We start from the raw sequence: 22,365 nt of genomic DNA on the forward strand, positions 1-22,365 counted from the left end.
TGGTCAGGGTGGGTTCAGGGGGTGGGGTGGATCACCCGCCATGCGGGGTGTCGGGCAGATAGCCCTTCGGGGTCCAGTGGCGCGCGTTCTTGGGCTTGTTGCGGTTGGAGGGGCGGCGGCGTCGGGCGGGTTGGTCGGCAAGTTGGAGGGTGTCGAGCCAGTTGGCGAGCTTGCGCTGGTTGGCGTGGGCGATCTGGAAGGCGAGGAGGAGGGACTGGGCAGCGACGCCGCGGGTGCGGCGGGTGCGGCTGCGTTCGCTGGCCACGTCCCACAGGTGACACCGCCCGCAGGCTGACACAAGGCGTCGCTCGCCGCCCGCGTCTCCGGCCCGACCGCGGCCCAGCCGAGTCGTATCCGGTCCCAGACCTGGTGTCCGGTCGGGAATCCCATGGCCGTGAGGGTGTTGGTGAGCATCCTGTACGCCATGAACCTGGTGGGTGTTTGCTCGGCGCCCGCACGGTCGAGCCCCAGCCCGGCGGGCACCGCCAGTTGCTCCTCGGTCAGCAGGACGCTCTACGCCCACGAGTGGCGCAAGCGATAGGCGTCGGCCAGGTCCCGCACCTCCACCGAGGAGATCACCACCTTCTCCTCCCCTGGTCGCAGGTGCTTGCCGAGCAACGCCAGCACCGCTTCGGACAACCGGATCTTCAGGCTGTGCGGGCGCCCTGACAGCAGCCCCACGTCCACGTGGACGAAGCCCACATGCCCATCGTCCCCGTCTCCCACATACGTTTCGGCAGCCGGGCGACAGACGGTCTTGCACACGCCGGTGGAGCCTGTCTCTTGGAGCACCATCGGGTGGAGGTCCTTCACAAACGCCCTTCGGTCGAAGACCTGAGTCAAGTGCGGCGAGTAGTCGATGGTGATGTGGGGCATGAAGGACCGGACCTCTCGCTGCAGACGCTTCACGCTGTAGGCACTCTCCCCGATCATCGAGACCTTCCCCGTCGACCAGGGCCGGGAGGCGATCCACTCGATGGTGTCGTAGAGGTCGCACTGCTCGGCGGGCCCGAACAGCTCGAACTCCCCCTCGGACCTGCCGGTGCCGCGCTGGTCGCCGACCACGACCGCGTAGCCGTGGCCGGTCCAGTAGTCGAGCGGGCCGATCTCGACGAACCGGAACACCGGCACCGCCGGCAGGTGCACCAGGTCCTTCGGGTACGGCGCCACCGCGTACAGCGCCGGGAACGGGCCGTCCCCGTCGGGCAGGTACACGTCGACGCAGATCCGGACACCGTCGGACGCCCCGCCCCTCCCCGAGCACACGCATGACACCATCCCTAATTTCCTTGCATGCGGAAACTAGTTTCAGCGTATGATGAAACTATCGCGGACGACAAGGGCGTCCTCTCCCAACTGGGATGGAAGGTGATGTGGCATGACCGGGCGAGGCCCTCCGGCTTCCGGTCAGCCGAACTGACGCGGACACGGGAGGCGAACGAGGTCAGGAGCCCCTTTCCGCGGTACGAGTGTCCGGACAGCCCCTGGATCCCAGCCGACATGCGTCGGAGAACCTGGCGTCAGACCCTCTTCTGACGTGTTTTCGACGATGTTCCGGGCATGGTGCCGGGGTGATCGAGTGCCGCCGGACCGGCCCGTACCCGGACCGCGGTCACAAGCGTCAGGGGCGAACGGACTTCGCCGTGGCCAACCGCGCCGGCCTGCGCCGGCACTACTTCCTGCCCGACCTCTCGTTCACGATCGGCGAGAGCGAGCTGCCCCCGCCGCGGCCGTGGACGCCCGTGTTCGACCCCCAGCGATCGGCGAAGGGTGTGCTCGAACACCTGGAGCGGGGCGAGCGCTCGACGATCGGCTTCACCGAGAAGGCCGAGCTGATCGAGTTTCGGTCCTGGCCTCGAGGGAGACCCGCCAGGTCGCGGGCAGGCCAAGGCGCCGGACGGATGTCAGCTGACCGTCTTCGGATCGCCCGTGCGGGAGTGCGGGTCCGGCGTCGCGACCGGCGCGACGGACGCCTGGGCGAGCAGGCTGCGAAGGGCCTCGCAGTGCGCGGGGCCGAGGGAGTCGGCCAGGGCCTGGTCGATCGTCTCGGCCAGGGTGGAGGAGTGCTCGGCGAGCAGCCGCCGAGCCTTGTCCGTGAGGGTCAGGGCCACACCGCGCCGGTCGCCGCAGACGGACTCGCGTACGACCAGGTTCGCGTGCTGGAGGCAGGCCACCTGATAGGTGAGGCGGGTCTTGGGGCGGCCGAGCAGCTCGGCGATCCGCGTCATCCGCAGGGTGTTGCCCGGCTGGTCGGCCAGCAGGCACAGGATGAGGAACTCGTCGTGCGAGACCCCCATCGCCTCCTTCACGTGCTTGCGCAGCTGCTGCTCGACGGCGCCCGCCGCGGCGAGCACCCGCATCCAGGTCCGCAGCTCCGTCGGCAGCAACCCCTCCCCGTCCGAAGCCGGACAGCCGGAGGCGTCGCTGGTCTGGGAGGAACGGGCGGAGACGATGCGGTCGGGCATGTGCCCAGGATAACAGTGGTCCAAATTTGCACGAGTGCGTGTTAGCGTAGGTCGTACAAATTTGGACCACTGATCTCCTAGGAGTCTCCATGACCGCCGCCGTGAAGTCGGGCGCTTTCCAGCTGGATCGCGCGGGTTCCACCATCGCCATCCGGCACAAGACGATGTGGGGATTGGTCACGGTGAAGGGGCACTTCACCACGCTCTCCGGCGGTGGCGAGGTCCGTCCGGACGGCACCGCCACCGGCACCATCACTGTCGGCTCCGCCTCTCTCGACACCAAGAACGCCAAGCGCGACACCCATCTGCGCTCGGCCGACTTCCTCGCCGTCGAGGAGTTCCCGGAGATCGTCTACGAGGTCCGCGAGGTCACCCCGCGCGGCGACGCCGCCGTCGAGGTCAACGGCAGCCTGACCGTGCGCGGCACCACCCGGCCACTGGCGCTGACCGCCACCGTCACCGAGGCGGGCGCTGACACGGCCACCCTGACCACCGAGTTCACCGTGGACCGCCAGGAGTTCGGGCTGACCTTGAACCCGGCGGGAATGATGCGCGGCGTGACCACGGTGAACGCTGTCCTTCGCTTCCAGCGCGTCTCCGACTGAGACGCCGGGCGCGCCGACGAGGGCCCGGCCGTCGTCCGGGCCGGATGCCCGCGGCACGACGCCCGGGCCCGCCCCACGACGACGGCGGCTCCGACGACGCCCGAGGCGCCGGCCGGGCCGGCGCGGACCTTCCCGCAGATCACGTTCGAGCGGTATTGCGATGATGCGGTGATCCATTGTCGCAGCGAGTGGCAGGCCCGCCGGGCACATAGCCTCCAGTCGGTGCCGAGGCACCTGGGCAGGTCCGGCTGGGCGGCCCCGGAGGGCCCACCTCTCTCTCACCGGTGCGGCACCACGATCAGCGGCACGACCTTCCGCATCGCGGCCTCCAGGTGTGTTCGTGGCGCACGGATCCCGATGTCCTTCCCGCGGTCGCCCATCGACAGTAGGCGCAGGAACGCCACCGTGTTGGTCGCGGCGAGGTGGGCCAGGCGCGGCAGCACGAGAGATCACGATGCCGCTGGTGCCCCGTGCAGCCGTAGGCCCCGGGCTGGCGCCAGGCGCGGCCGGAGACCGGCGACCAAGACTGCGACCTGGGCGGATGGTTGACCGGAACCCGCGATGCTCGATCGTCTCGTCGCTGTGCGCGCGGGGCCGGCCGACGCGCCGCCCGGTGGCCTGCGCAACGGCTCGCGCGTGGGCCGCGCGGTCAGCGGTGAACGTCCGGACCTCACGCAGGTTCCGGCCCAGCCGGCCCAAGGTATCCACGACCACGGCGTCGCTGGGCCGGGCACACTTCAGCAGCGCGTCCAGGCCGGGCCACCCGGTCGGTCCAGGCGCCGGTCTTCCTGTCCGTGAACGTCCGCGCTCTCGGGAGCCCGAGGCCGACCATCGCGTCCGGCTGCCGGTCGAGGCACTGCCTCGTGGTCGAGACGCGGCCGATGGCCGAGCAGCACCAGGGGGTTCGGGTCCTCAGGTCACGCTGGAACCGTATCGGAAGTCCGTGCTGTTACGTGATTTCGGACCGGTGGTTGTGGGCCGACCTGTGAAACGCCGCGTCCTGCGGCTCCGTGGTCGGGAGCCGCAGGACGCGGGGGTGTTCCACACCTAAGGAAGCCGGACAGCCAACGCTATGTCCAGGCTGCGATCAGGCTGCCCATGCTGGAGTAGGGATTGCGGAACAGGACGCTGATCAGCGGGCCGTTGGTGGGACGGAAATCTGACCGAGCGTCTGTCCAAACTGCTCGCGGCCTGCTCAACCAATACGTTGCAACGATCCCCGGAGTCCGCCTGAATCGACGGACCGTCACGATGGATCGGGGTTAGAGCCGCGCCCTCGCAATGGCGTTGGCGGCAAACACCATGGCGCGTCGCCGACCACGGGTGAACCGGTCAGCGAGGCGGCCCGAGGATGAGGTTGCCGCACAGGGCGGCGGCTTCGGCGAGCTTGTCCTTGCCGAGCTTGAATCCTTCGGGGCGGGAGGTGGTGATGTCGCGTCCGGCGTGCCGGAACATCTCCTCGATGCCTGCGGGTGTGGCGATGAGGAGCAGGTCCGCGCGGTCGGAGGTGATGCGGTAGCCGTGGGGGATGTTGCGGGGCAGGTAGACGATGCCGCCCTCGGACAGTTCGTGCTGTTCGTCGCCGACCCACACGAGCGCCTCGCCCTTGAGGAGGAGGAACACCTCGTCGTCGCGGGTGTGGACGTGGAAGGGCGGGGCCTCGCCCTTGGGGACGTCGAACCGTCCGACGGTGAGCTGTCCTTGAGTGGCCTGGCTGTCGAGCAGGATGGTGAACAGCCCGCCGTCGAGCCATTCGAGGGTCTGATGCTGGTCGCGGTTGGCGAGGTAGGCCATGGTCATGGCGGTCTCCAGGTGGTTGCGGTGCAAGGCGTCTGACTGGTGCGGGCGGCGACTCGCGGGGATGCGCCGCGATGGGTTCGGGTAGGACGGGCAGCGCGCTCGTCGGCTCGGGCCGTGGGTCAGGATCGGCGCAGTGACGTGATCACGAAGGTGGGGATCACGGCCGCGCCGACGATCAGGTGTATCAGGGCCAGCAGGAGCTGGTCGGCCATGGTGATGCCGGCCTCGTCGTAGGGGAGGCCGCCGACGAGCGTCAGGACCGCGAGCACGGTCCAGATGGGGGTGGCCCGGCGTGGGACGAATCGTTCCAGCAGCTCCAGCAGTGCCCAGCCGAGCAGCGGCGGGATGACGCAGGAGGCGCTCACCAGGCTGGTCAGCACGGACTGGGCGGCTGGCCGAACACTGCGGGCGTCCTGAGGTCGTACCCGGCGATGTCGGTGAGGGCGGTGACATAGGCGAGGTTCGCGAGGGGGCCGACACAGATGGCGGTGGAGCGCACCAGCCGGCTCGGGGTCCCGGTTGAGGCAGGGGTGGATGGTCTCGGTGAGGGCGGGGTGGTTGCCACGGTGGCTGCTCCGTCGGGGCCCAGGTCAGTGGATGAGGGGCAGGATGAGGTGGGAGGGGTGGTCGGCGTCGTGGTGGATGAGGTCGCGGCCCACCTGGTGGCCGTAGTAGTGGTGGAACAGGCCGTCGGCGACCGGGGAGTCGCCGTTGGCGATCTCCAGGCGGATGCGGCTGCCCTTGCGGAACAGGTAGGAGGTCGGCCAGACCTCGATCTCGTAGCGGACGACGGCCCCCGGCTCGACCGGCTGGGGCGGGTGGGTGCGGTGGGAGGCCTTCAGCCAGCCGCGGGTGACCATCGCGGAGGGCGGCGGTACGTTCTTGGCGACCCTGCGCATCAGGGTCTCCTTGAGCTTCGGAACGGCCTTCTGCTCGGAGAGCTTGACGTGGAAGTCGGTGTCGCTCTGGTCGGACTCCGCGTACAGCACCAGGGTGATCTTCCCGGTGACCTCGGTGTCGTGTTCCAGGGGCGCAGTGGTGAAGGTGAGGATTCCGCGGGTGGGCTGTGGGATGCCGTCGGTGATGACGGTGGTGCCCACCGTCCACTCGGGATTCGGGTAGTCGTAGACGGTCGGCTGCCCGGTGAGCCGAGCGGGCGGAGTGGTGGTGAGGCTGCCGTCGTTGAGTGAGTCGACGGCGCCCGCGGGTTCGGGGCTCAGGTAGAACGCCGTCGCCGTGGCGCGCCGGGGCGGCCACTCGGATTCCTCGCGCAGCCGGCCCCCTGCGTTGGCGACCTGGATGCGGACCGGCGGGCCGTCCATGACCCCGTTGTCGACGCCCTTGAGCCAGTGGTCGTACCAGGGCCGCACGTAGGTGTCGAGGAACTCGGGCTGGTAGTAGCGTTCCTGGCTGTCGAGGTAGTAGCGCTCCTGACTGTCGCTGCCGGCCAGCACCACCAGGCGCTTGTCGGTGCCCTTGAGCCGTTCGTAGCCGTCGAGCTGACCACGCAGGTGCACGCCGATGTTGTGCCACCAGGCGATGTTGAGGACCGGAACGTCGATGTCCTCCACCTTCACCGCTCGCTGATCCCACCAGTCGTCGTAGACGGGCCGGTCCAGGGTCATGCCGATGATGTCGGTGGTGATGCCGCCCGGCCGGGGCGGCGTGCCGCCGCCGATGGTCCCGCTGGCACGGATGTTGTCGGTGGACCAGAAGGTGAGGAAGCCCATGGAATAGACCCCGCCGTGGTAGACCGCGTCGTGGTAGAAGTTCGTGAAGCCGTTGTAGACCAGCAAGCAGGTCAGGTGCGGCGGGCGCTGCGCGGCGGCCAGCCACTGGTTCACGCTGTAGGCGCTCTCCCCGATCATCGAGACCTTCCCCGTCGACCAGGGCCGGGAGGCGATCCACTCGATGGTGTCGTAGAGGTCGCACTGCTCGGCGGGCCCGAACAGCTCGAACTCCCCCTCGGACCTGCCGGTGCCGCGCTGGTCGCCGACCACGACCGCGTAGCCGTGGCCGGTCCAGTAGTCGAGCGGGCCGATCTCGACGAACCGGAACACCGGCACCGCCGGCAGGTGCACCAGGTCCTTCGGGTACGGCGCCACCGCGTACAGCGCCGGGAACGGGCCGTCCCCGTCGGGCAGGTACACGTCGACGCAGATCCGGACACCGTCGGACGCCGTGATCCACTCATCCTTGAACGTGCGCATGGCAGAACTCCTAATTTCCTCACATGTGGAAACTAGTTTCAGCGTATGATGAAACTGTCGCGAACGGCAAGGCAAGTCCTCTCCGAACTGGCATGGAAGGTGATGCGGTGTGACTGGGCGAGGCCCCCGAGGGGAACGCGGAGAGCAGGCGGACAGGATCATCGCCGCCGCCCGCAGATCCTTCGCCACCCGCGGCTACGCCGCGACCTCACTGCGCTCGGTCGCCCAGGAGGCAGGCGTCGACCCCGGCCTGGTGCACTACTACTTCCGCGGCAAGACCGGGCTGCTGGAAGCGGTCATGGAACCGCCCGAGGCGTTCGGCGCGGCCGTGGCCACCGCCGCGGAACAGCCCCTGCCCGAGCGAGGGCGCGCGTTCGTGCAGGCCGCCCTGCAGATGTGGGAGGACACCGCCTCCGCCGAGGTCCTGCGCTCCATCATCCTCACCGCCGCACAGGAACCCGCCGCCCTCCAGCGTCTGCGGCAGTTGTTCACCGAACTCGTCCTGGCCGTCGTCTCCCACGACCTGCCCGACTCCGAACGCACCCTGCGCGCCAGCCTCATCGCCACCCAGATCGACGGCATGGTCATGAACCGCTACATCTGGCGGGTCGGCGACATCGCCGCCCTCCCCGCCGACGCCGTCACCGACCTCCTCGCCCCCACCATCCAGCACTACCTCGCCGACCCCCTGCCATGACCCGCCCAGGAACCCCGGCGCCGGCCGGAGGCTCGCGGTCCCCAGGAAGCCAGGCCTTCATCGCCTCAGTGACGTCGCCATGGCGCTCCGCCACGCGCCGGGACCACTCGGCGGCGTCGAACCCGCCGGTGGAGGCGGATCCGCAGGTGCGCTCCTCGGTGCCATCGGCGCGGGGGACGAAGCCGCGGCGGATGCCGCCGGAGTCCTGCTCGGAGCCAGCCGAGTAGACGTACTGGTTGGCCTTCATCCGGACGGTGAAGGCGAGGCGCCGCCGGCCGGTGGCACCAAGAAGCTCGCCCCCTGCCAGTAGATCGTGCATCGTGGATCCCACGCGCCTGACATCTCAATGGGACAGAGCCCGGACATCCAGGTGAGACTTTGCATCACCCATTGTGATCAGAATATAACTTTACGCTTCCGCGAGTGGACCCGCTCACACGACACGACAGTGATCGCGGGACGGCATCATCCCCAACGGGCCCAGCGGCCACGATCCAGTACGGCGTCCCGCTATCAGGCAGGCGAATCGGATGATGCAGCCCGTGGCCCCGCCCTCCGCTACTCGGCGGGCCCTGACGGGCCGTCGAGCCGTCGACCGCCATCGACACCCCGGGCCCCCGCCAGCCACGGTCACACACACCCCGCGCCACCAGTACCGCCTCCGCCCCTGCCACGTCAGCGCACACAAGCCCCGGGGACGAGGGTGTGGGCGCGGTGGATTGCCAGGCCGTGGGCTTCCTCGGTGAGGATCGCGTCGCCGGCGGGGCCGATCACGTGCAGCTCAAGGATGCTGAACTGGGGGGGGCGAGGCCGGTAGTGACCTCCAAGGTGCTCCGCGCGGCGACCACCACGGTTGCCGGGCCGACCTCGCCACTGTGCAGCGGTGGTGTTTTCCGCAGCCCGCCTGTGATGCGTCCGTTGCCCACCACCGCCGGGCACGGACGACTCGAGGCTGGCGCGGGACCGTGCGCCCCCAGCACACCTGACGGCCCGGCTACCCTCCAGAGGTCCCCAGTCCCAGCCGACCACACCCCGGAGAACCGGCATGACACACGAGCCCAGCACCTCCCCAGACTCCACCAGCACCCCCGCCGGCCGACCCCGCCCCACCCTCAGGACCCTCGCCGTCCGGGCCGTACTCGGCACAGCCTCCACCATCACCATCGGACTCTTCCTCATCCTCGTAGCGCACCTGCTCGCCACCCACCAGCACGCCCTCCGCTGACCCCCACAACACCCGACAGCGGCAGCAGACCGGACGGGCCCGGGACAACCAGGGCCCAAGCCACGGCCAAGTCGCACACGGTGGCGAGCACGTCCTCCAAGCCGAGGTTGCTGCGGGGACGAGTATCGCTACCGGGCGATGGTCATGGCGTCACGGGTGGTGCGGGTGATCCCTGCGGCCTGGTCCTCGGTGATGGGGTACGGCGTGTCGACGGAGGACATGGCGAAGAAGACGATGCCGACGGTCGAGTGGTCGGCCCATACACACGCCATCTACTGAGCGAACGTCGTGTCACTCTCGAGCCCGCAGCCGAGCTTGCCGTCCGTGTCATGAGGATCCTCGGCATCCCGAACGGTGAACGGCTGCGCCCAGATGTGCTTGGCGTCGATGCCGTGGGAGGCGGAGTTGGCCAAGATGGCACCCGGGTCATTGAACGAGCCCCAGTAGCCGTCCACATCCAGGCCGGCGTTCTCGGCCTGACTGGAGTAGCCCACCTCCAGTGCGTCGTCTATCCGGCCGATCGGTGCCGGCTTCGACCGGTGGTCGGGGTCGACCTCGGACGTCGTGATGACACTGATGGTGTAGCCGCCGGGCAGCGTCGGCATCGCCGTCAACCGCCACCTGCCCGCATTTTCAGAGCCCGACGCCGTGGCTGTCGCAGCTGCGGTCATCCGCGGAGCCGCTGACGTCACCGCGGCGCCGGCCGATCGCGCACCGCCGCCACAGGCCGCCAAGGAGACGACCAGCACGACTGACGCCGCGCTCCATGCCGCTGCCCGCCCACCCTGCACGCCGCCCCCGACTGCTTCATGATCTCCACAAATGATCAGCACACTTTACCCCCGGTGTACGGCTGACGCACAGGCCTTTTGGCTGACACTCCCACCCGCACCACCACCCGGAAAGCGAGCCTCCAGGACCACCTCCAAGGCGGCCTGACAGCCGCCCAGCAACCCACGACCGGCCTGACCCGGACGACCCACCGGCCCGGCCCGGACGAAGCACGGCGGGCCGAGCCGGAGCGAGCCGGACGGCACCCAGGCGCAGCCTGCCAGGGGAAGGCTGACCCGGGCTCGCTGCCCGGGCCAGCAGCGATCGGACGACGGCGGAGTCGACGGCGACGACCCGGTCCGCGTCCGGAGGTGCCGGGTGGCTCAGGGCGCGTACCGGCACACCGTGACGCCGCTCTTCGCTCCGCAGCCCATCTTGCTGTAGCTAGGGTTGATCATGTTGTAGTAGTGACCCCAGCGGTAGTACCCCGCCTGGTTGGCGTACGGGTCATGGTTGGGATCGGAGTCGTAGGCGCTCTTCTCGCTGGCCCAGTGCCCCGTGGCCTGGCGCGGCCCGGCGCTCGACATGTTCTCGGCGGCGTTGCCTGTCGGCCCGTGGTGCAACGAGCCGCCCGCAGTGGATGCCGGGTTGTCAGCCCAGGACTGTGCCGCGGAGGCAAGCCCGCCGTCCCAGGTCAGACCTGACTGGCCGGCCTGGGCGCGAACGCTGTTGGTCTCGGAGAGGATGGCCTGTTGGTCGCCGGGGCTGATCTGGGCGGCGGGGAACTCCGCCGCATGGGAGACGGTCGCGGTGGCAACCGTCGCCAGCATCATGCCTCCGGTCATCAGCGCCGTTGCGAAGATGTTCGCGGCGCGATGGTGCACCCGAGTTGGATTTCTCATTGCGACCCCCCTGGTCGCACAGAAAGCAGCAGCAAGTGCCGGCGCGGACCACGGCCGTCACGGAAGCGGGCCGCACGCCTGGCTCATGCGATGGCCAGGATGCCATCGGCGACAAATCGCTCTGTCCGGCGGCCACACGACCGCCGTCAATAGCACCAGCGTATGTCCGGGACGTCTTCGCGGCGACTGAAGAAGCCGCTGGGATTTCTTTGTGCAGCCGGTGATCGAGGCTCTGCGCTTCGTAGCCTCGAATCCCGTCGCCCCGGCCAACTGACCTTCCCAGAAGGCGATTTCTGCGAATTCGTCGCGGTTCCAAGTCAGGAGCTCCCGCCGAATCGGACTCCGGCACCTCCGGCCGTTTCACGCCGCGTCCGGCACCGGAGCGCCTCCGCACGCCCGGCCCGCGTCGACCTCATGCGGGTGCCCGCATATCTGCAAGTCACCTTTCCCGGACCAAGAGTTGGTCAAATCAGCACACTGCCGAGATGTGCTCCGCCGTCGGCCCGGCGCACACTCCGCCCCGGATGTTCCTCGCCCCGGATACGTCAAGCAGCCCTGGCCGACGCCTACTTGTTCCGGCGCGACTGCCCGTGCCGGATGGCACCGAGGAGCACGGCGACCGCCGCACCGACCAGGGACAGCGCCAGACCGGGGTTCGCGAACGAGGGGACGAACTCGATGCTGTACCCGTCACTCCAGCAGCCCGAAGGCGTGCAGCGCGGCCGCGGCGGCGAAGCAGCTCACGGTGGCCTCCCGCCAGGCGCTCGTGGGTGTCGCGGCCCGCAGGCTGCCACGCCGCACCGTGGCGGCGCACGGGTGCACCAGCAGGGCGGTGGCCGCCACGGCCAGGAACAGGGCGGTGAGCAGCGTCAGGCCGGGACTCTGGCCGGTCTCCTCGGCCAGCACGAGGAGGTCGCCGGGGGCGCCGAGTCTCGGTCAGTTGCGGCGTTCCGGCCTCCGCAGTGGCGAACGCCGGACCGCCGAAGCCCCGTTTGACGGGCCCGGGCGGCGTGTTGCTGACCGGTACGCAGGCACTGCGAGCTGATCCCGTACCGGCGCGCGACCGCCCGCACGATCGGGTGGCGGCGCTTGGCGGTCTCCTTCGCCGACTCGTGACCGTCCGCCATGACGGGGCGGCACAGCTCGCGGCCCTCGACGTTGGTGATGGTCTACCAGCACGTGAACTCGCCGAGGGCGTTTTCGGCTTCAATGCGGCGCCGCGCGGCTTCGAGGTCGAGCACCGCGACGTACTCGGTGGCCTGGTGGCGGCTGAAGCACAGCGAGCCGTTGGCCGTGGTCACCACCATCCGGCCGCGCTCGGTGTCGACCGTCTCGACCGTACCGGCGTGCATGCCCTCGGGGAAGTGGATCGCGACGATCGCGCCGGCCTCGATCGCGGTTCCCTTGCGGTCCACCAGCGGCGCGGCCAGCTGCTCGGCGGGGCGGCCGGTGTCCGCGGCGTCCTCGCCGGCCTGGTCGGCCTGGTCGGCCTGGTCGGCCTGGTCGGGCGACGGCCTCGACCTGGTCCTCGGCGGCCGGCTGCGCGCTCTCGCGCACCCGCACGGCCTTGACGTCGTCGATGATCTCGACGGAGGGCCGGCCGTCGTCGTCGTGGCGCACGGACACGGTGAACGAGTGGCCCATCGCGGCGAGCTCAGCCTCGATCGCATCCGCGTTCTCGGCGACCAGCTGCACGGCGGCGGCGGGGACGACCACCACGTAAACGGGGCGGGCGATCGGGCCGCGCGTGCCACCCACCACCCGGAAGTCACGGCCGGCGCCCTGCACCAGGCCGTGAGAGCGCAGCACCCGGCCGCCGCGCCCCTCCTCCCCGACCCTGCCCTCCCCTCGCGCCGGTGGCGCCGCGAAGCGGGGCCGCCGGACCGCCGCGCAGCGGACAACCACCAACGCCGTCGGCGCGCAGCATCAGGTTGCCGGGAATCTCGTCTCCGCTCCTGCTCTGCGCGCCCATTCCTCTCCAGCTCTTCCTCTGCTCTTCGTCCGGCACGGCTCCAGCGCCTGGGCTTGTCCCGGCACTGCGGCCGCAAGGGGCCAGGGAGAAGTAGTCGACTGTCGCCGGCCTATGGACAAACGGGCTCTGAACTGCGGAAGGTCCCTCTCCGGCGGCAGGGGTTGGCGCAACCCCGAGAAGCAACCGCGAGAAGCAACGCCCAGTAGCAACCGGCGCGGCGGTCCCCGGCGGGGACATCCGCAGGGGTGGGCCGGGACACGGTAGGCGTCACCTGGACGCGGTTTCTGACACCACGGGCGCCGGCGATCGTCCGCGCGGACGATCGCCACAGGCCAGCGCCACGGGCTCGGTGACAGATGCGCTGTCCATTGACGAGGACGGTTGAATACGGCCAGGCGTGCTGTTCGCTCCCCAGTTGGTTGAGGCGTCACTGAAGGATCGCCGTGGCGCTGGTGGTCGAGTCGGTGCCCGGCGATCCGCAAGGTACGGGCCGATTGCCTCACAGCGTGGGTCCAGCTGATGGAGGCGCTGGTGGCCGAGCGCCGCCCCGACCGGCTGGTACTGGCCGGTCGGGGCGGTGTCTGCTGGCCACCGCCATCGAGAAGGGTCGGGGCCTGTCCTCGATGCGAAGCGTCCTGTCCGGCGCCGCCTACCGTCTCCTGCTGGCCGACGGCGGGGCCGGCCGGTGGTTAGCGCAGATGCCGGGTGAAGAACCGGGTCTGGGTGTCCCCCGCGAACTGCGGGACGCCGGTGTGCCCGCCCATGTTGGCGTGCAGGGACTTCTCCTTGGAGCCGAAGGCGTCGAACAGGTCCAGGGCCGCCTGTCGGTCGTTCCCTTCGTCGTCCCACTGCAGCAGAACGTGCAGCGGAATGGTGACCTGGCGAGCCTCCTCGAACATGGCGCGGGGCACGAAACTACCGGCGAACAGACCGGCAGCCGCGATACGCGGCTCGACCACCGCCAGCCGGATCCCGATGGAGATCACTCCCCCCGAGTACCCGACCGGGCCGCCGATCTCGGGCAGCGTGAGGAGGGCGTCCAGGGCGGCCTGCCATTCCGGGACCGCCTTGTCGACCAGCGGAAGGATGAGGGCGTCGACGATCTCGTCGCTGACGGGCTCGCCGGCCTCCATCGCCCGCCGCAGGTTAGCGCGGGCCTGCTCTACGGCGGGCCAACGAGGCCGGTCGCCGCTCCCGGGGAGCTCGATGGTGGCCGTCGCGAAACCCTCCGCCGCAGCGTGCCGGGCCCGCGCCACCAGTCGGGGGTACATCTTGCGCAGCCCGAGGGGAGGGTGGCCGAGCAGGATCAGCGGCGCCGGTGCGGATGCGGATCCGGGCGTCCACAGGATGCCGGGGATCTCACCGAGGATGAACTCGCGTTCGAGGACGCCGTCGTCGAGGCGCTGTTCAGAAGTGAAGTGCATGGTCGTGCCTTTCGGGAGTGCTAAGAGACGGCGCTCCCGGACGACCTATCGCCCGACCGTGACCCCGGAGGAGAGCACCCATGTGAATACGTTCACGGGTACCACCTCCTCGTTCTCTTGCACGGCCTCCGGAAGATTAGCAGTGGTCGCTGCGGTCCGCCCAACGGGTTTTTGCGGAGGCTCCGTGTCCGGATGCCACGGAGTCGGAACACTCCGCAGAGCTACTTGGGGTCCCATCGCAGCTTCCCGAGTGGAGGGCCTAGCCAGGCGTCCGCTGGGGAACCAAGACCAGCAGGTCTGTCCCCCCACTCAGCGCGGGGTGGGGAAATTCAAATTTCAGGCAGCGTCATCACCATCGGCCCGCGGTGACAAGAGCCGTGTCCCGCCAGTGACAACAAGCGTGTCCCGTCCGATGTCGAGCACCAGGTGGTCGGCGCCGTTCGGTGCCAACTACCGCGACTCGGCACAAGGGGTCAGCGCCACTGGTAGGACGCGTCGGTCATCGCCGGGAGCAGCACCGGGCCGCCGCCGACGGCGGAGGTGTCGGGCCGGACGGTCTGGTCGAGGACGGTGCCGATGGCCAGGTAGGGATGGAGCCCGGCCGCGTCGGCTGCCGGCAGCCACACCACCGGCGCGCGATCCGGGTCGTCCTGCTCGGCCCGGGCGACGGCCTCCGCCAGGGCGTCGGGCAGGTGGGCGGTGAAGACCAGGTGCCGGCGCCGGAAGAGCGTGGTCTCGCCCGGGCGCTCCGTCTGCTGGTCCTTCCCGCTGCTCGGCCAGGCCCCCGGTCGCTCATCGAGGTCTCGGCAGAGGGACACACGACCGGCTCGTAGGTGATTGGCTCAGTTCACATCGTCGCCGAGAAGAACCGCCTGCAACGCGAGCAGGTCGGCGTCATCGAGCTGCGGGACCGTCCAGCCGTTGGCCTGCGCGTGCGTGATGAACCGCGGGTCAAGCGCCACGTGGTAGTGCTCGACGTAGTGCGCCAGGTCCGAATACCAAAGCCAGTACCCGTCCGTCAGCAGGTGCAGCCCGCCGATCACAGGGTTGTCGGGGGCGAGAACGTCACGCGCAAGCGTGGTCGTCGCAGCCGGCAGGGCACCGCTTCGCAAGTACTCGGCCGGCTCACGAGCACCATCGAACGCCTCGGCCCTGGTCGCGTACCGCAGTGATGGCCCATCTGGGCTGCCCTGCGCAAGCTCTCTGAAGTCGCCGACGAAGGGGACTCGTGCATCGCTCACCAGCAGAGGCTGAGCAACTCCTCACCCAAGATCCACGTAGATCTCAAACGCGGTCTGACCCGCCACAAGCGCCAACAGGTCACGCTTCCGATCCTTCACCGGGTAGAGCTTCGCGTGCAGCACCCACACCTCCCACCACGGATCATCCGAAGCGGAGGCCAGTACGGCCACCAGCTCCCGCCTGGACGGCAGCAATCGGCAGGGCGCCGAGGCCGAAGGCGCAGGCGAGGGCGATCCACTCGGGCATCTCAGTGAATCAGGCGACAGGTGGGCAGGGCTGCCGATGTAAGGGCCTTCCACTGCGTCACCATGAGCGACCGTCAGCAACGACCTTCGCAGGACCACACTGGAAACGGCAGGAGCGCAGAAAGCCCATGAGTATCTCCGGAGCCAATCCAGATCGGGTGGCCGACAACGCCAGCGGCGCTCCCACAGACCCCACGGGTCCCACTGGCCGGCTGGCCACCTGGCTTGCCGGCACCTCGCTGGGAGAGATGCCGCGTTCCGTGCGCGAGCGCGCCAAGCACCTGCTGCTCGACGGTGTCGCCTGTGCCCTGGTCGGAGCCAGGCTCCCTGTCTCCCGCAAGGGCGTCGAGGGGGTCACCGCGCTGGACAACGCCGGGAGCGCCGCGCTGATCGGCTGGGGGGCCCGCACGACCAGCGCTCCGTCGGCGGCGATGCTCAACTCCAGCTTCATCCAGGGCTTCGAACTCGACGACTACCACCCGCTCGCCCCGTTGCACAGCAATGCGCTGGTCGTGCCGGCCATGCTCGCGGCGGTCCCACACGTCGGTGAGGTGTCAGGGGCCCGCTTCCTGCTCGGCGCGATCCTCGGCTATGAGACGGGGCCACGGGTGGGCATGGCCCTGGGGGGCCTGGAGATGATCTCGCGCGGCTGGCATTCGGGGGTGGTCTTCGGTACCCACAGCGCCGCGGTGGCTGCCGGGACGCTCTACGGGCTGGACGCCGCCGGATTCGAGGACGCCTTCGGGATGGCCGCCACCCAGTCATGCGGCCTGATGTCGGCGCAGTTCGAGTCGATGGTCAAGCGGATGCAGCACGGCTTCGCCGCGCGCAACGGCCTGACCGCGGCCGCTCTCGCCGCGTCGGGCTATGTCGGCATCAAGCGGGTCTTCGAGCGTGAGTACGGCGGCTTCCTGTCCACCTTCGGAGAGGGGCACAGCCCCGACGCCGGGCAGATCACCGCGGGCCTGGGCACGGTCTGGGAGACCGAGCGCATCGCGGTGAAGGCATACGCCGCCATGGGCCTGCTGCACGCCGCCATCGACGCTGCCCTCCACCTGCGCTCGGAGCACAAGCTGACGGCCGACCAGGTCGAACGGATCCAGATCGACCTACCAGAAGCCGCCTATGGACACGGAGGGTGGCGGGCGGTCCGACCGCTCGAGCCGATCGGCGCCCAGATGAACGTGGCCTACACGGTGGCGGTGGCGCTCATCGACGGGGACGTACTCATCGACCAGTTCACCGAGGAGCGGATCAACCGCGACGACGTGTGGAACCTGATCGACCGCACGGAAACACGACACGAACGGGCCTACGACCGACTCCCGGCCGATGAAAGGCTCACTACACGGTTGCGCCTGACCCTGAAAGACGGCGGCGTCCGCGAGGCGGTCGTCCGGCACCCCCGCGGCACCGGCGATCACCTCCTGACCAACACGGAGATCGTCGACAAGTACCGCAGCCTGACACACTCCGTGGTCTCCCCGAGCCGCCAGGCCGCCATCGAGAACGCCGTCCTCGGCCTCGAAGCACTCGACGACATCTCCCAGCTGACCGCCCTGCTCACCCCCGCCGTGCGGCCCGCCCTGGACTGAGAGGGCACGGCGGCGCAGTCCAGGCACTCCGCAGCCGGCTCGCGAACCACTCGGACAGCTCGGCTATGACAGGCAGTCAGCCTGATCACGGCCAAGGGGCCTTGTCTAGGCTCATGGCCGGCGCGATGGCCAACGAGCGGACCGGGCGGGCGGTCCACTGGCTCGACGACGCGGACGCAGGGTCCCACCGCGTGACCGGTGGGACCCTGGATCATGGTGTGTCGGTCGCACGAGTGTCGGTCAGCCCCGCGGCACATCCATGAAGCGCGGGTCGATCCCGGCCGCCGCGACACTCGCCCGGACGTTGGCGAAGAAGCGCCCGATCTCGGTCACCAGTGCCGCACGGTCGATCGGCCCCGTCCAGGTGTCCGGCTCGAACACCGACCCGACGCGCCAACCTTCCTGGCCCGCGACGATCCGCACCGAGCCGACTTCCTCGAAGGACATCGACTCGAACGCGAAATCACTGAGTTCACCCCCAGGCCCGCAGATCCAAGCGGCCAGCTCCATGGCCAGCTCCGCCACCGGGAACAACGGCTCCGAGTACACGACCTGCTCGCTGTCGCTGATCGTCAGGTCTGCTTCGATATTGACGAGCAGTTCACCCAACGAGGAGCCGAATAGGTCCCGTGTTGTGAAGTTCTCATATGAGATAGCCAGCATTTCTTGCCTTACTCACGGGTTGCAGGGAAAGGCATTGCAGGCCTTTCCCTCGTCGTTGGCCAGGATCCGAATCCAGCGCTCCCCCTTGGGGCCGATCGGCCGTCCCATGTCGACCTCCACCTTGAAGGACCCGTCCTTGTTCGGCAGGAAGGTCGCCTTGTCAGAACGAAGTCCCTCAGCGACCTTCACCCAAGGACGAGCTGGCCAGATCTCTCATGGTGAGGTCACGATACGAGATCACCGGCATTTCCATCCCTCTCATGGATCGCACAGAAAGTATTGCAGGCAGCCCCTTCGCCATTGACTGGGGTCCAGCTCCCTCAGTACCGGCCACGACCACGCCACCTCGTCGCGAGGGCCGGCCCGGGATCAGGCGGCCCGGAACCAGCAGATCTTGATGAACTGATCCGGGTCAGCCAGCTCCGTCATCTCGTCCGCCACGCGCTGGAGTGCCGCCGCCTTGGTCAGCTGCCACGGAATGAGATCCTCGCCCTCCACAGGACTGACGTCGCCGATGGCCACACCGCGATCGATCATCCCCTCGACGAGTCGCAGGGTGACGCTCCGGATGGCCTCCTCCGACGCCGCGTGACCGGCGAGCATCTCGGCTGAATCCCGGATCAGGGAGAAGTAGACCAGGGACATGTGGGCGTAGTCGACGAAGTAGTCCAGCTCTTCCTGGAAAGCGGTCTGATCGGTCACGGTCGTCCTCCTAGTGCTTGGCGTGGTAGCGCTTGAGTCCCAGTTCATTCTGGAGCTCCTTGGTGAAGTCGATGCTCCAGTCTCCGGCACCGCCGGACGAACTGAAATTCCGGTAGTTCACGTTCCCCCCGTCGAACGTCCAGGTCTCCACCGTTCCCTTCGGCAGTTCCGTGACGGTGTCGGGTTGACCGAGCAGCTCGCGAAGCTTCTTCGCCATGCCCTGGATGTCCTCGGGCGTCACCATCCACACGCCCTTGCTGTCCTCGGTGCCGAGCGGCTTCCCCTCCAGCAGCATGGTGTCCCGCAGTTTGCCGACTCGGCCCAGCCGCGACGCCGCAACAGCCCCTCGGACCCCCTCCCCGAGTGCCTCCACCGCCTTCAACCTGCCGGTGGGCAGGACGGTCATGGCGAAGGAAGCGCACTTGCCGAAAGTGGGGTTCTGGGTGCATTCGACCAGGTCGTCGATGCCCATCAGCGACCAGACGACCGGGACCAGCGGCTTGATGATCTCAGGGTTCTGGATGACGACGTCGCCCTTGGCGCTGAGGAGGCACGGCATCAGGCCGTTGATGTCCCGGTTCATGGGGATGGTGCAGACCTTGGGCTGCTTCGCCTTGGCCTGCTTCTCGGCCTCGGCCTTGGCGGCCTCCTCGGCCTTGCGGGCCTCCTCGGCCTGCCGGCGGGCCTCGGCTTCCTCCGCCTGACGCTTGTCCAGGGTGATCTGCCAGGCCTGGGAAGCCATGGTGTTGGCCTCCTCCGCGCTCTTACCCGCCGCCAAGGCCGACGCGCGGGCGTCGTCGGCCGCCGCGTCCGCCGAGCGGGCCGAGCTGCGCGCGTACCTGGCGGAGAAGGCAGCCTCGGCGGCGGACTCGGCGGCGGCGCCGGCGTCGTTGTTGGCGCGTTCGGCCGCTGTGCGGGCAGTGGTGGCGGACTTGGCGGCGCGGGTGGCGGAAGCCCCCGCGCTGCTCGCTGCGGTGCCCGCGTCACGGGCGTAACCCTGGGCTTGGCGGGCGGAGTCGTCAGCCGCGGCGGGCGGCCCGGTTGGCCTCGTCGGCGGCCTTGTTGGCGTCCGCGGTCGACTTGGCCGCGGTCCAGCTCTTCTGCCGCGCGGTGGCCGCGACACCGGAGGTGTCGGCGATCAGCCGCTGCATCTGGGCGGTGTGGGTGGCGGTGAGCTGGTCCTTGCGATCGGCCATGTACTGGCCGACCTGGACGAACTCGTGCAATTCGTCGGCCGGTCCGGCCAGCGCCACCTTGGCGGCGGCCTGGACCTCCGGACCACCGGTGTTGACCAGCTTGGAGGCGGTGACGCGGTCGTCATCGACCAGCGCGCCGTACTGACCCGAGACCAGGAAAGCCGCCATGGCCTTGGGGTCGTTGCTGGCCAGGGCGGCCCTGGAGGCCTCCTTCACACCGGGGCCACCGGTGTTGTTGACCTGCGAGACCTTCACCTGCAGATCCGAGAGCGCCGCCTGGTACTGGCCGGCGCCGGCGAAGTCCGCGACCTGCTGGTCGCTGCCCTTCAACGCGTTCGCCGCACCCGTGCGCACCGCCTCGTAAGGGCTCTGCGTGGTCAGGTCGAAGACCTGCTGGCGCACGTCCCGCCGCTCTGCCTCGCCCCAGCCCGTGCGCAGGTAGTCCAGCACGTCGAGGTCAGTGCCCGACAGTGCCCGGGCCGCTGCCTGCTGCGCGAACGGACTACGATCCTTCATCGCCGCGATGGCCAACTGCCGGCCCTTGACCGCCACCGCCTTGACGTCGGCACCCGGCCGGTCGGCCTCAGCGGCGAGCGAGGCCGCGGTGGTGTCCAAGCCACGAGCCTGGCCCAGGTCCGCTGCCGCCGCAGCGGTGAGCCGGTCGGTCTGGGCCCTGGCGGTGTTCGCGCGCTCGATCGCCCCCGCGGTACGGGGGTTGAGGTCCTCCGCCTCGCTCTGCCGAGCCACCTCGAAGACCTTCTTCGCGGTGGCCACCGAGGACTCCGCGGTGTCCGCGGCCTGCTTGGCCGCATCCGCCGCCCGCGTGGCCTGCGCCGCCGCGTCCGCCGAACCCGCCGCCCACCGCTGCGCCGCGTCCGCCGCGTCCGCCGCCGCATTGGCGTGCTGCGCGGCCGAGTTCGCTGCGTCACGGGCACCATAGGTCCAGTCGGCGAGGTCAGCACGCCGGCAGGGCCCGTGGTGACCGCGTCCAAGCCGGGCGAGGCGGAGGCCACGGTGAAGACGCCGCCCCGACCACCGTCCCTGGGCCATACGGGTCGTCGGGTGCCGCCGTTCGACGGACGCGGCGGTCGGGTCCGATGCGGCTGTCGCCCGGCTGAGACACCTTCCTGGTGGGCGTGCCGACGGATACGCCCCAGCCCGAAGAGGAACCCGGTGTCGTGGGGTTCCGAACCACTTGCCCATCGTTCACCCGGGTGGTTGTAGGAAGGACCCTCGACGTGTCTGTTCCCGTCGTCCTCATCACGGGCGCGCTCACCGGCATCGGCCGCGCCACCGCCCTCGCCTACGCCCGTCAAGGCGCGAACCTCGTGGTCTCCGGCCGCCACGAGGACGTGGGCGAGCAACTCGCCAGGGAACTCTCCGACCTCGGCGCCCCGGCCGAGTTCGTGCGGGCCGACGTCCGCCTCGACGCCGATGTGAAGGACCTCGTCGACCGCGCGGTCGCGCGGTTCGGGCGGATCGATGTCGCCTTCAACAACGCCGGCACCGAGGGAACACCCGTACCCGTCACCGAGGTGACCGACCAGGCCTACCAGGCCATCTTCGACACCAACGTCAAGGGAACGCTGCTCTGTCTCAAGCACGAGTTCCGGGTCATGAGGGAACAGGGCAGCGGCAGCATCGTCAACGTCAGCTCCGTCTTCGGCTTGATGGGCTACCCCGGGGCGGCCTTGTACGTCGGGAGCAAGCACGCCGTCGTCGGCATCACCAAGGCGGCCGCACTCGAGGGCGCCGCTCACGGTATCCGGGTCAACGCGGTCGCGCCCGGCTTCACCCGGACCGCCATGTACGACCGGTTCACCGGCGACGACACGGTACGTGCCGCGGTCGATTCGGTGCTGCCCATGCACCGGGCGGGTACCCCGGAGGAGATCGCCGAGGCCGTCCAGTACCTGGGCTCCGACAAGGCGGGCTACGTCACCGGGCACACCCTCGTCGTCGACGGCGGCCTCATGGCAGGCAGCCCCCTGCTCCCGAGCACGTAAATGGCGAGGTCGGCGCGGGCGGGTGACAGCTGGCCAGCCCGGACTGCATCGACTGGGTTGGATGAGACCGCGACTGGTTTCGGTGAGAACGGACACTGCGCGGGCTGCTCGTCGTGCCCGCACAGCATCCGCGCGACGGCGACGGACAGTGAAACCCTCCACAGGCCCGGCGGGGAGTCCCTACGGTTCGATCTCCGGTCGTTCCGCGTAGAGCCTGGTCAGGCGCTCAGCGGGGTCGGTCGCGGGGTCGAGGGGGGGGTGGTGGCCAGGCGGTAGCGGCCGCTCACGGTGGTGCCCTCGGCCAGGCGCACGGCGAGGTCGGCCTCGATGACGCGGACGGTGAGCCGGCCCAGGCGGGCGAGACAGGTGTCGTCCGCCTGGACGCGCAGGGGGGGGCGGGACGGCGGGTGGACTTGCGCCTTGCCAGGAACTGGGCGCAGGTCGCGGCCAGGTCGGTGAGGAAGGCATTGGCGTCGAAGCCGCGGTTGATGAGCACCAGGTCCGGCCGGGTTCGGGCGCGGTCGCTGTCGGGTGTCTTGATCGAGGAGCAGCCGTCGAAGGCGACCGTGCGCCAGCGCCGGTGGGACACACCGGGTGTGGCCGGCGGGCGAGGGGGACGGGCAGGGTCTGGGACAGGACCTTGAA

Annotated in this window: 27 protein-coding genes; 6 read left to right on the forward strand and 21 right to left on the reverse strand. The window is 69.5% G+C overall.

Going from position 1 to position 22,365, the window contains the following annotated elements; all coding sequences use genetic code 11:
- Window positions 1-31: 31 nt before the first annotated feature.
- The 3 genes from ACIGXM_RS31765 to ACIGXM_RS31775 all read right to left on the reverse strand — a co-directional run bounded on the left by ACIGXM_RS31765 (window position 32) and on the right by ACIGXM_RS31775 (window position 2,465).
- Window positions 32-265 (reverse strand): hypothetical protein, encoded by a 234-nt coding sequence (locus ACIGXM_RS31765; protein ID WP_396567010.1) that lies wholly within the window; start codon window positions 263-265, stop codon window positions 32-34.
- A gap of 248 nt (window positions 266-513) precedes the next feature.
- The gene (locus tag ACIGXM_RS31770; protein WP_396567012.1) at window positions 514-1,278 is read right to left on the reverse strand and encodes a CocE/NonD family hydrolase; all 765 of its coding nucleotides are present in this window, start codon (window positions 1,276-1,278) and stop codon (window positions 514-516) included.
- 626 nt (window positions 1,279-1,904) lie between these two features.
- A complete protein-coding gene (locus ACIGXM_RS31775; RefSeq protein WP_396567014.1) occupies window positions 1,905-2,465 on the reverse strand; it encodes a MarR family winged helix-turn-helix transcriptional regulator in 561 nt (186 codons plus the stop codon).
- Window positions 2,466-2,554: 89 nt separating this feature from the next.
- Here ACIGXM_RS31775 and ACIGXM_RS31780 point away from each other — a divergent pair, with 89 nt between their 5' ends.
- Window positions 2,555-3,070 (forward strand): YceI family protein, encoded by a 516-nt coding sequence (locus ACIGXM_RS31780; protein WP_396567016.1) that lies wholly within the window; start codon window positions 2,555-2,557, stop codon window positions 3,068-3,070.
- 278 nt (window positions 3,071-3,348) lie between these two features.
- Here the strand turns inward: ACIGXM_RS31780 and ACIGXM_RS31785 are convergent, their stop codons facing one another.
- The 4 genes from ACIGXM_RS31785 to ACIGXM_RS31800 form a co-directional block, all read right to left on the reverse strand.
- Window positions 3,349-3,513, reverse strand: a complete 165-nt coding sequence (locus tag ACIGXM_RS31785) for a hypothetical protein (protein WP_396567018.1) — start codon at window positions 3,511-3,513, stop codon at window positions 3,349-3,351.
- Between the two features lie 889 nt (window positions 3,514-4,402).
- The gene (locus ACIGXM_RS31790) at window positions 4,403-4,864 is read right to left on the reverse strand and encodes a cupin domain-containing protein (RefSeq protein WP_396567020.1); all 462 of its coding nucleotides are present in this window, start codon (window positions 4,862-4,864) and stop codon (window positions 4,403-4,405) included.
- Between the two features lie 125 nt (window positions 4,865-4,989).
- Window positions 4,990-5,250: a DUF6069 family protein gene (locus ACIGXM_RS31795; RefSeq protein ID WP_396567022.1), complete on the reverse strand. Its 261-nt coding sequence runs from the start codon at window positions 5,248-5,250 to the stop codon at window positions 4,990-4,992.
- Window positions 5,251-5,460: 210 nt separating this feature from the next.
- On the reverse strand, window positions 5,461-7,080 hold the full coding sequence (locus ACIGXM_RS31800) for a CocE/NonD family hydrolase (protein WP_396567024.1): 1,620 nt from the start codon (window positions 7,078-7,080) through the stop codon (window positions 5,461-5,463).
- Between the two features lie 109 nt (window positions 7,081-7,189).
- Here ACIGXM_RS31800 and ACIGXM_RS31805 point away from each other — a divergent pair, with 109 nt between their 5' ends.
- Both ACIGXM_RS31805 and ACIGXM_RS31810 read left to right on the forward strand, forming a co-directional pair.
- Entirely contained in the window at window positions 7,190-7,777 is a 588-nt protein-coding gene (locus ACIGXM_RS31805) for a TetR family transcriptional regulator (RefSeq protein ID WP_396567026.1), read from the forward strand.
- 1,045 nt (window positions 7,778-8,822) lie between these two features.
- Complete coding sequence (locus tag ACIGXM_RS31810) at window positions 8,823-9,002, forward strand: hypothetical protein (protein ID WP_396567028.1); 180 nt, start codon at window positions 8,823-8,825, stop codon at window positions 9,000-9,002.
- A gap of 128 nt (window positions 9,003-9,130) precedes the next feature.
- On the opposite strand, the gene ACIGXM_RS31815 is transcribed toward ACIGXM_RS31810, so the two are convergent.
- The 9 genes from ACIGXM_RS31815 to ACIGXM_RS31855 all read right to left on the reverse strand — a co-directional run bounded on the left by ACIGXM_RS31815 (window position 9,131) and on the right by ACIGXM_RS31855 (window position 15,483).
- A complete protein-coding gene (locus ACIGXM_RS31815) occupies window positions 9,131-9,274 on the reverse strand; it encodes a hypothetical protein (protein WP_396567030.1) in 144 nt (47 codons plus the stop codon).
- Window positions 9,275-9,751 (reverse strand): hypothetical protein, encoded by a 477-nt coding sequence (locus ACIGXM_RS31820; protein WP_396567032.1) that lies wholly within the window; start codon window positions 9,749-9,751, stop codon window positions 9,275-9,277.
- Window positions 9,752-10,156: 405 nt separating this feature from the next.
- Complete coding sequence (locus ACIGXM_RS31825; protein ID WP_396567034.1) at window positions 10,157-10,675, reverse strand: CAP domain-containing protein; 519 nt, start codon at window positions 10,673-10,675, stop codon at window positions 10,157-10,159.
- A gap of 690 nt (window positions 10,676-11,365) precedes the next feature.
- Window positions 11,366-11,581 (reverse strand): hypothetical protein, encoded by a 216-nt coding sequence (locus ACIGXM_RS31830; protein WP_396567036.1) that lies wholly within the window; start codon window positions 11,579-11,581, stop codon window positions 11,366-11,368.
- Window positions 11,582-11,844: 263 nt separating this feature from the next.
- A complete protein-coding gene (locus ACIGXM_RS31835; protein ID WP_396567038.1) occupies window positions 11,845-12,090 on the reverse strand; it encodes a hypothetical protein in 246 nt (81 codons plus the stop codon).
- A gap of 1,246 nt (window positions 12,091-13,336) precedes the next feature.
- Window positions 13,337-14,071 (reverse strand): dienelactone hydrolase family protein, encoded by a 735-nt coding sequence (locus ACIGXM_RS31840; RefSeq protein ID WP_396567039.1) that lies wholly within the window; start codon window positions 14,069-14,071, stop codon window positions 13,337-13,339.
- A gap of 473 nt (window positions 14,072-14,544) precedes the next feature.
- Window positions 14,545-14,889 carry a hypothetical protein gene (locus ACIGXM_RS31845; RefSeq protein ID WP_396567041.1) on the reverse strand — a complete coding sequence of 115 codons (345 nt, stop codon included), beginning with the start codon at window positions 14,887-14,889 and terminating at the stop codon, window positions 14,545-14,547.
- Between the two features lie 24 nt (window positions 14,890-14,913).
- A complete protein-coding gene (locus tag ACIGXM_RS31850; RefSeq protein ID WP_396567043.1) occupies window positions 14,914-15,312 on the reverse strand; it encodes a hypothetical protein in 399 nt (132 codons plus the stop codon).
- A 21-nt stretch (window positions 15,313-15,333) separates the two neighbouring features.
- Window positions 15,334-15,483, reverse strand: coding sequence for a hypothetical protein (locus tag ACIGXM_RS31855; RefSeq protein ID WP_396567045.1), 150 nt, complete (start codon window positions 15,481-15,483; stop codon window positions 15,334-15,336).
- Between the two features lie 203 nt (window positions 15,484-15,686).
- Here ACIGXM_RS31855 and ACIGXM_RS31860 point away from each other — a divergent pair, with 203 nt between their 5' ends.
- A complete protein-coding gene (locus ACIGXM_RS31860) occupies window positions 15,687-17,153 on the forward strand; it encodes an MmgE/PrpD family protein (protein WP_396567047.1) in 1,467 nt (488 codons plus the stop codon).
- Between the two features lie 240 nt (window positions 17,154-17,393).
- Here the strand turns inward: ACIGXM_RS31860 and ACIGXM_RS31865 are convergent, their stop codons facing one another.
- From ACIGXM_RS31865 to ACIGXM_RS31880, 4 genes are all read right to left on the reverse strand, one after another.
- The gene (locus ACIGXM_RS31865; RefSeq protein ID WP_396567049.1) at window positions 17,394-17,762 is read right to left on the reverse strand and encodes a hypothetical protein; all 369 of its coding nucleotides are present in this window, start codon (window positions 17,760-17,762) and stop codon (window positions 17,394-17,396) included.
- Window positions 17,763-17,828: 66 nt separating this feature from the next.
- Window positions 17,829-18,005, reverse strand: a complete 177-nt coding sequence (locus ACIGXM_RS31870) for a hypothetical protein (RefSeq protein WP_396567051.1) — start codon at window positions 18,003-18,005, stop codon at window positions 17,829-17,831.
- Window positions 18,006-18,185: 180 nt separating this feature from the next.
- Complete coding sequence (locus ACIGXM_RS31875) at window positions 18,186-18,518, reverse strand: hypothetical protein (protein ID WP_396567053.1); 333 nt, start codon at window positions 18,516-18,518, stop codon at window positions 18,186-18,188.
- Between the two features lie 10 nt (window positions 18,519-18,528).
- Entirely contained in the window at window positions 18,529-19,260 is a 732-nt protein-coding gene (locus ACIGXM_RS31880) for a hypothetical protein (RefSeq protein WP_396567055.1), read from the reverse strand.
- Between ACIGXM_RS31880 and ACIGXM_RS31885 the strand changes: the two genes are divergently transcribed.
- Window positions 19,259-19,513 carry a hypothetical protein gene (locus tag ACIGXM_RS31885; protein ID WP_396567057.1) on the forward strand — a complete coding sequence of 85 codons (255 nt, stop codon included), beginning with the start codon at window positions 19,259-19,261 and terminating at the stop codon, window positions 19,511-19,513. The genes ACIGXM_RS31880 and ACIGXM_RS31885 overlap by 2 nt on opposite strands.
- A gap of 24 nt (window positions 19,514-19,537) precedes the next feature.
- Here ACIGXM_RS31885 and ACIGXM_RS31890 read toward each other — a convergent pair whose 3' ends face one another.
- The gene (locus tag ACIGXM_RS31890; protein ID WP_396567059.1) at window positions 19,538-20,488 is read right to left on the reverse strand and encodes an ALF repeat-containing protein; all 951 of its coding nucleotides are present in this window, start codon (window positions 20,486-20,488) and stop codon (window positions 19,538-19,540) included.
- A gap of 464 nt (window positions 20,489-20,952) precedes the next feature.
- Between ACIGXM_RS31890 and ACIGXM_RS31895 the strand changes: the two genes are divergently transcribed.
- A complete protein-coding gene (locus ACIGXM_RS31895) occupies window positions 20,953-21,720 on the forward strand; it encodes an SDR family NAD(P)-dependent oxidoreductase (protein ID WP_396567061.1) in 768 nt (255 codons plus the stop codon).
- The last annotated feature ends 645 nt before the right edge of the window (window positions 21,721-22,365 follow it).

Origin of the sequence: Kitasatospora sp. NPDC052896 (assembly GCF_044547075.1) — a bacterium.
Taxonomy (GTDB): Bacteria; Actinomycetota; Actinomycetes; order Streptomycetales; family Streptomycetaceae; genus Kitasatospora.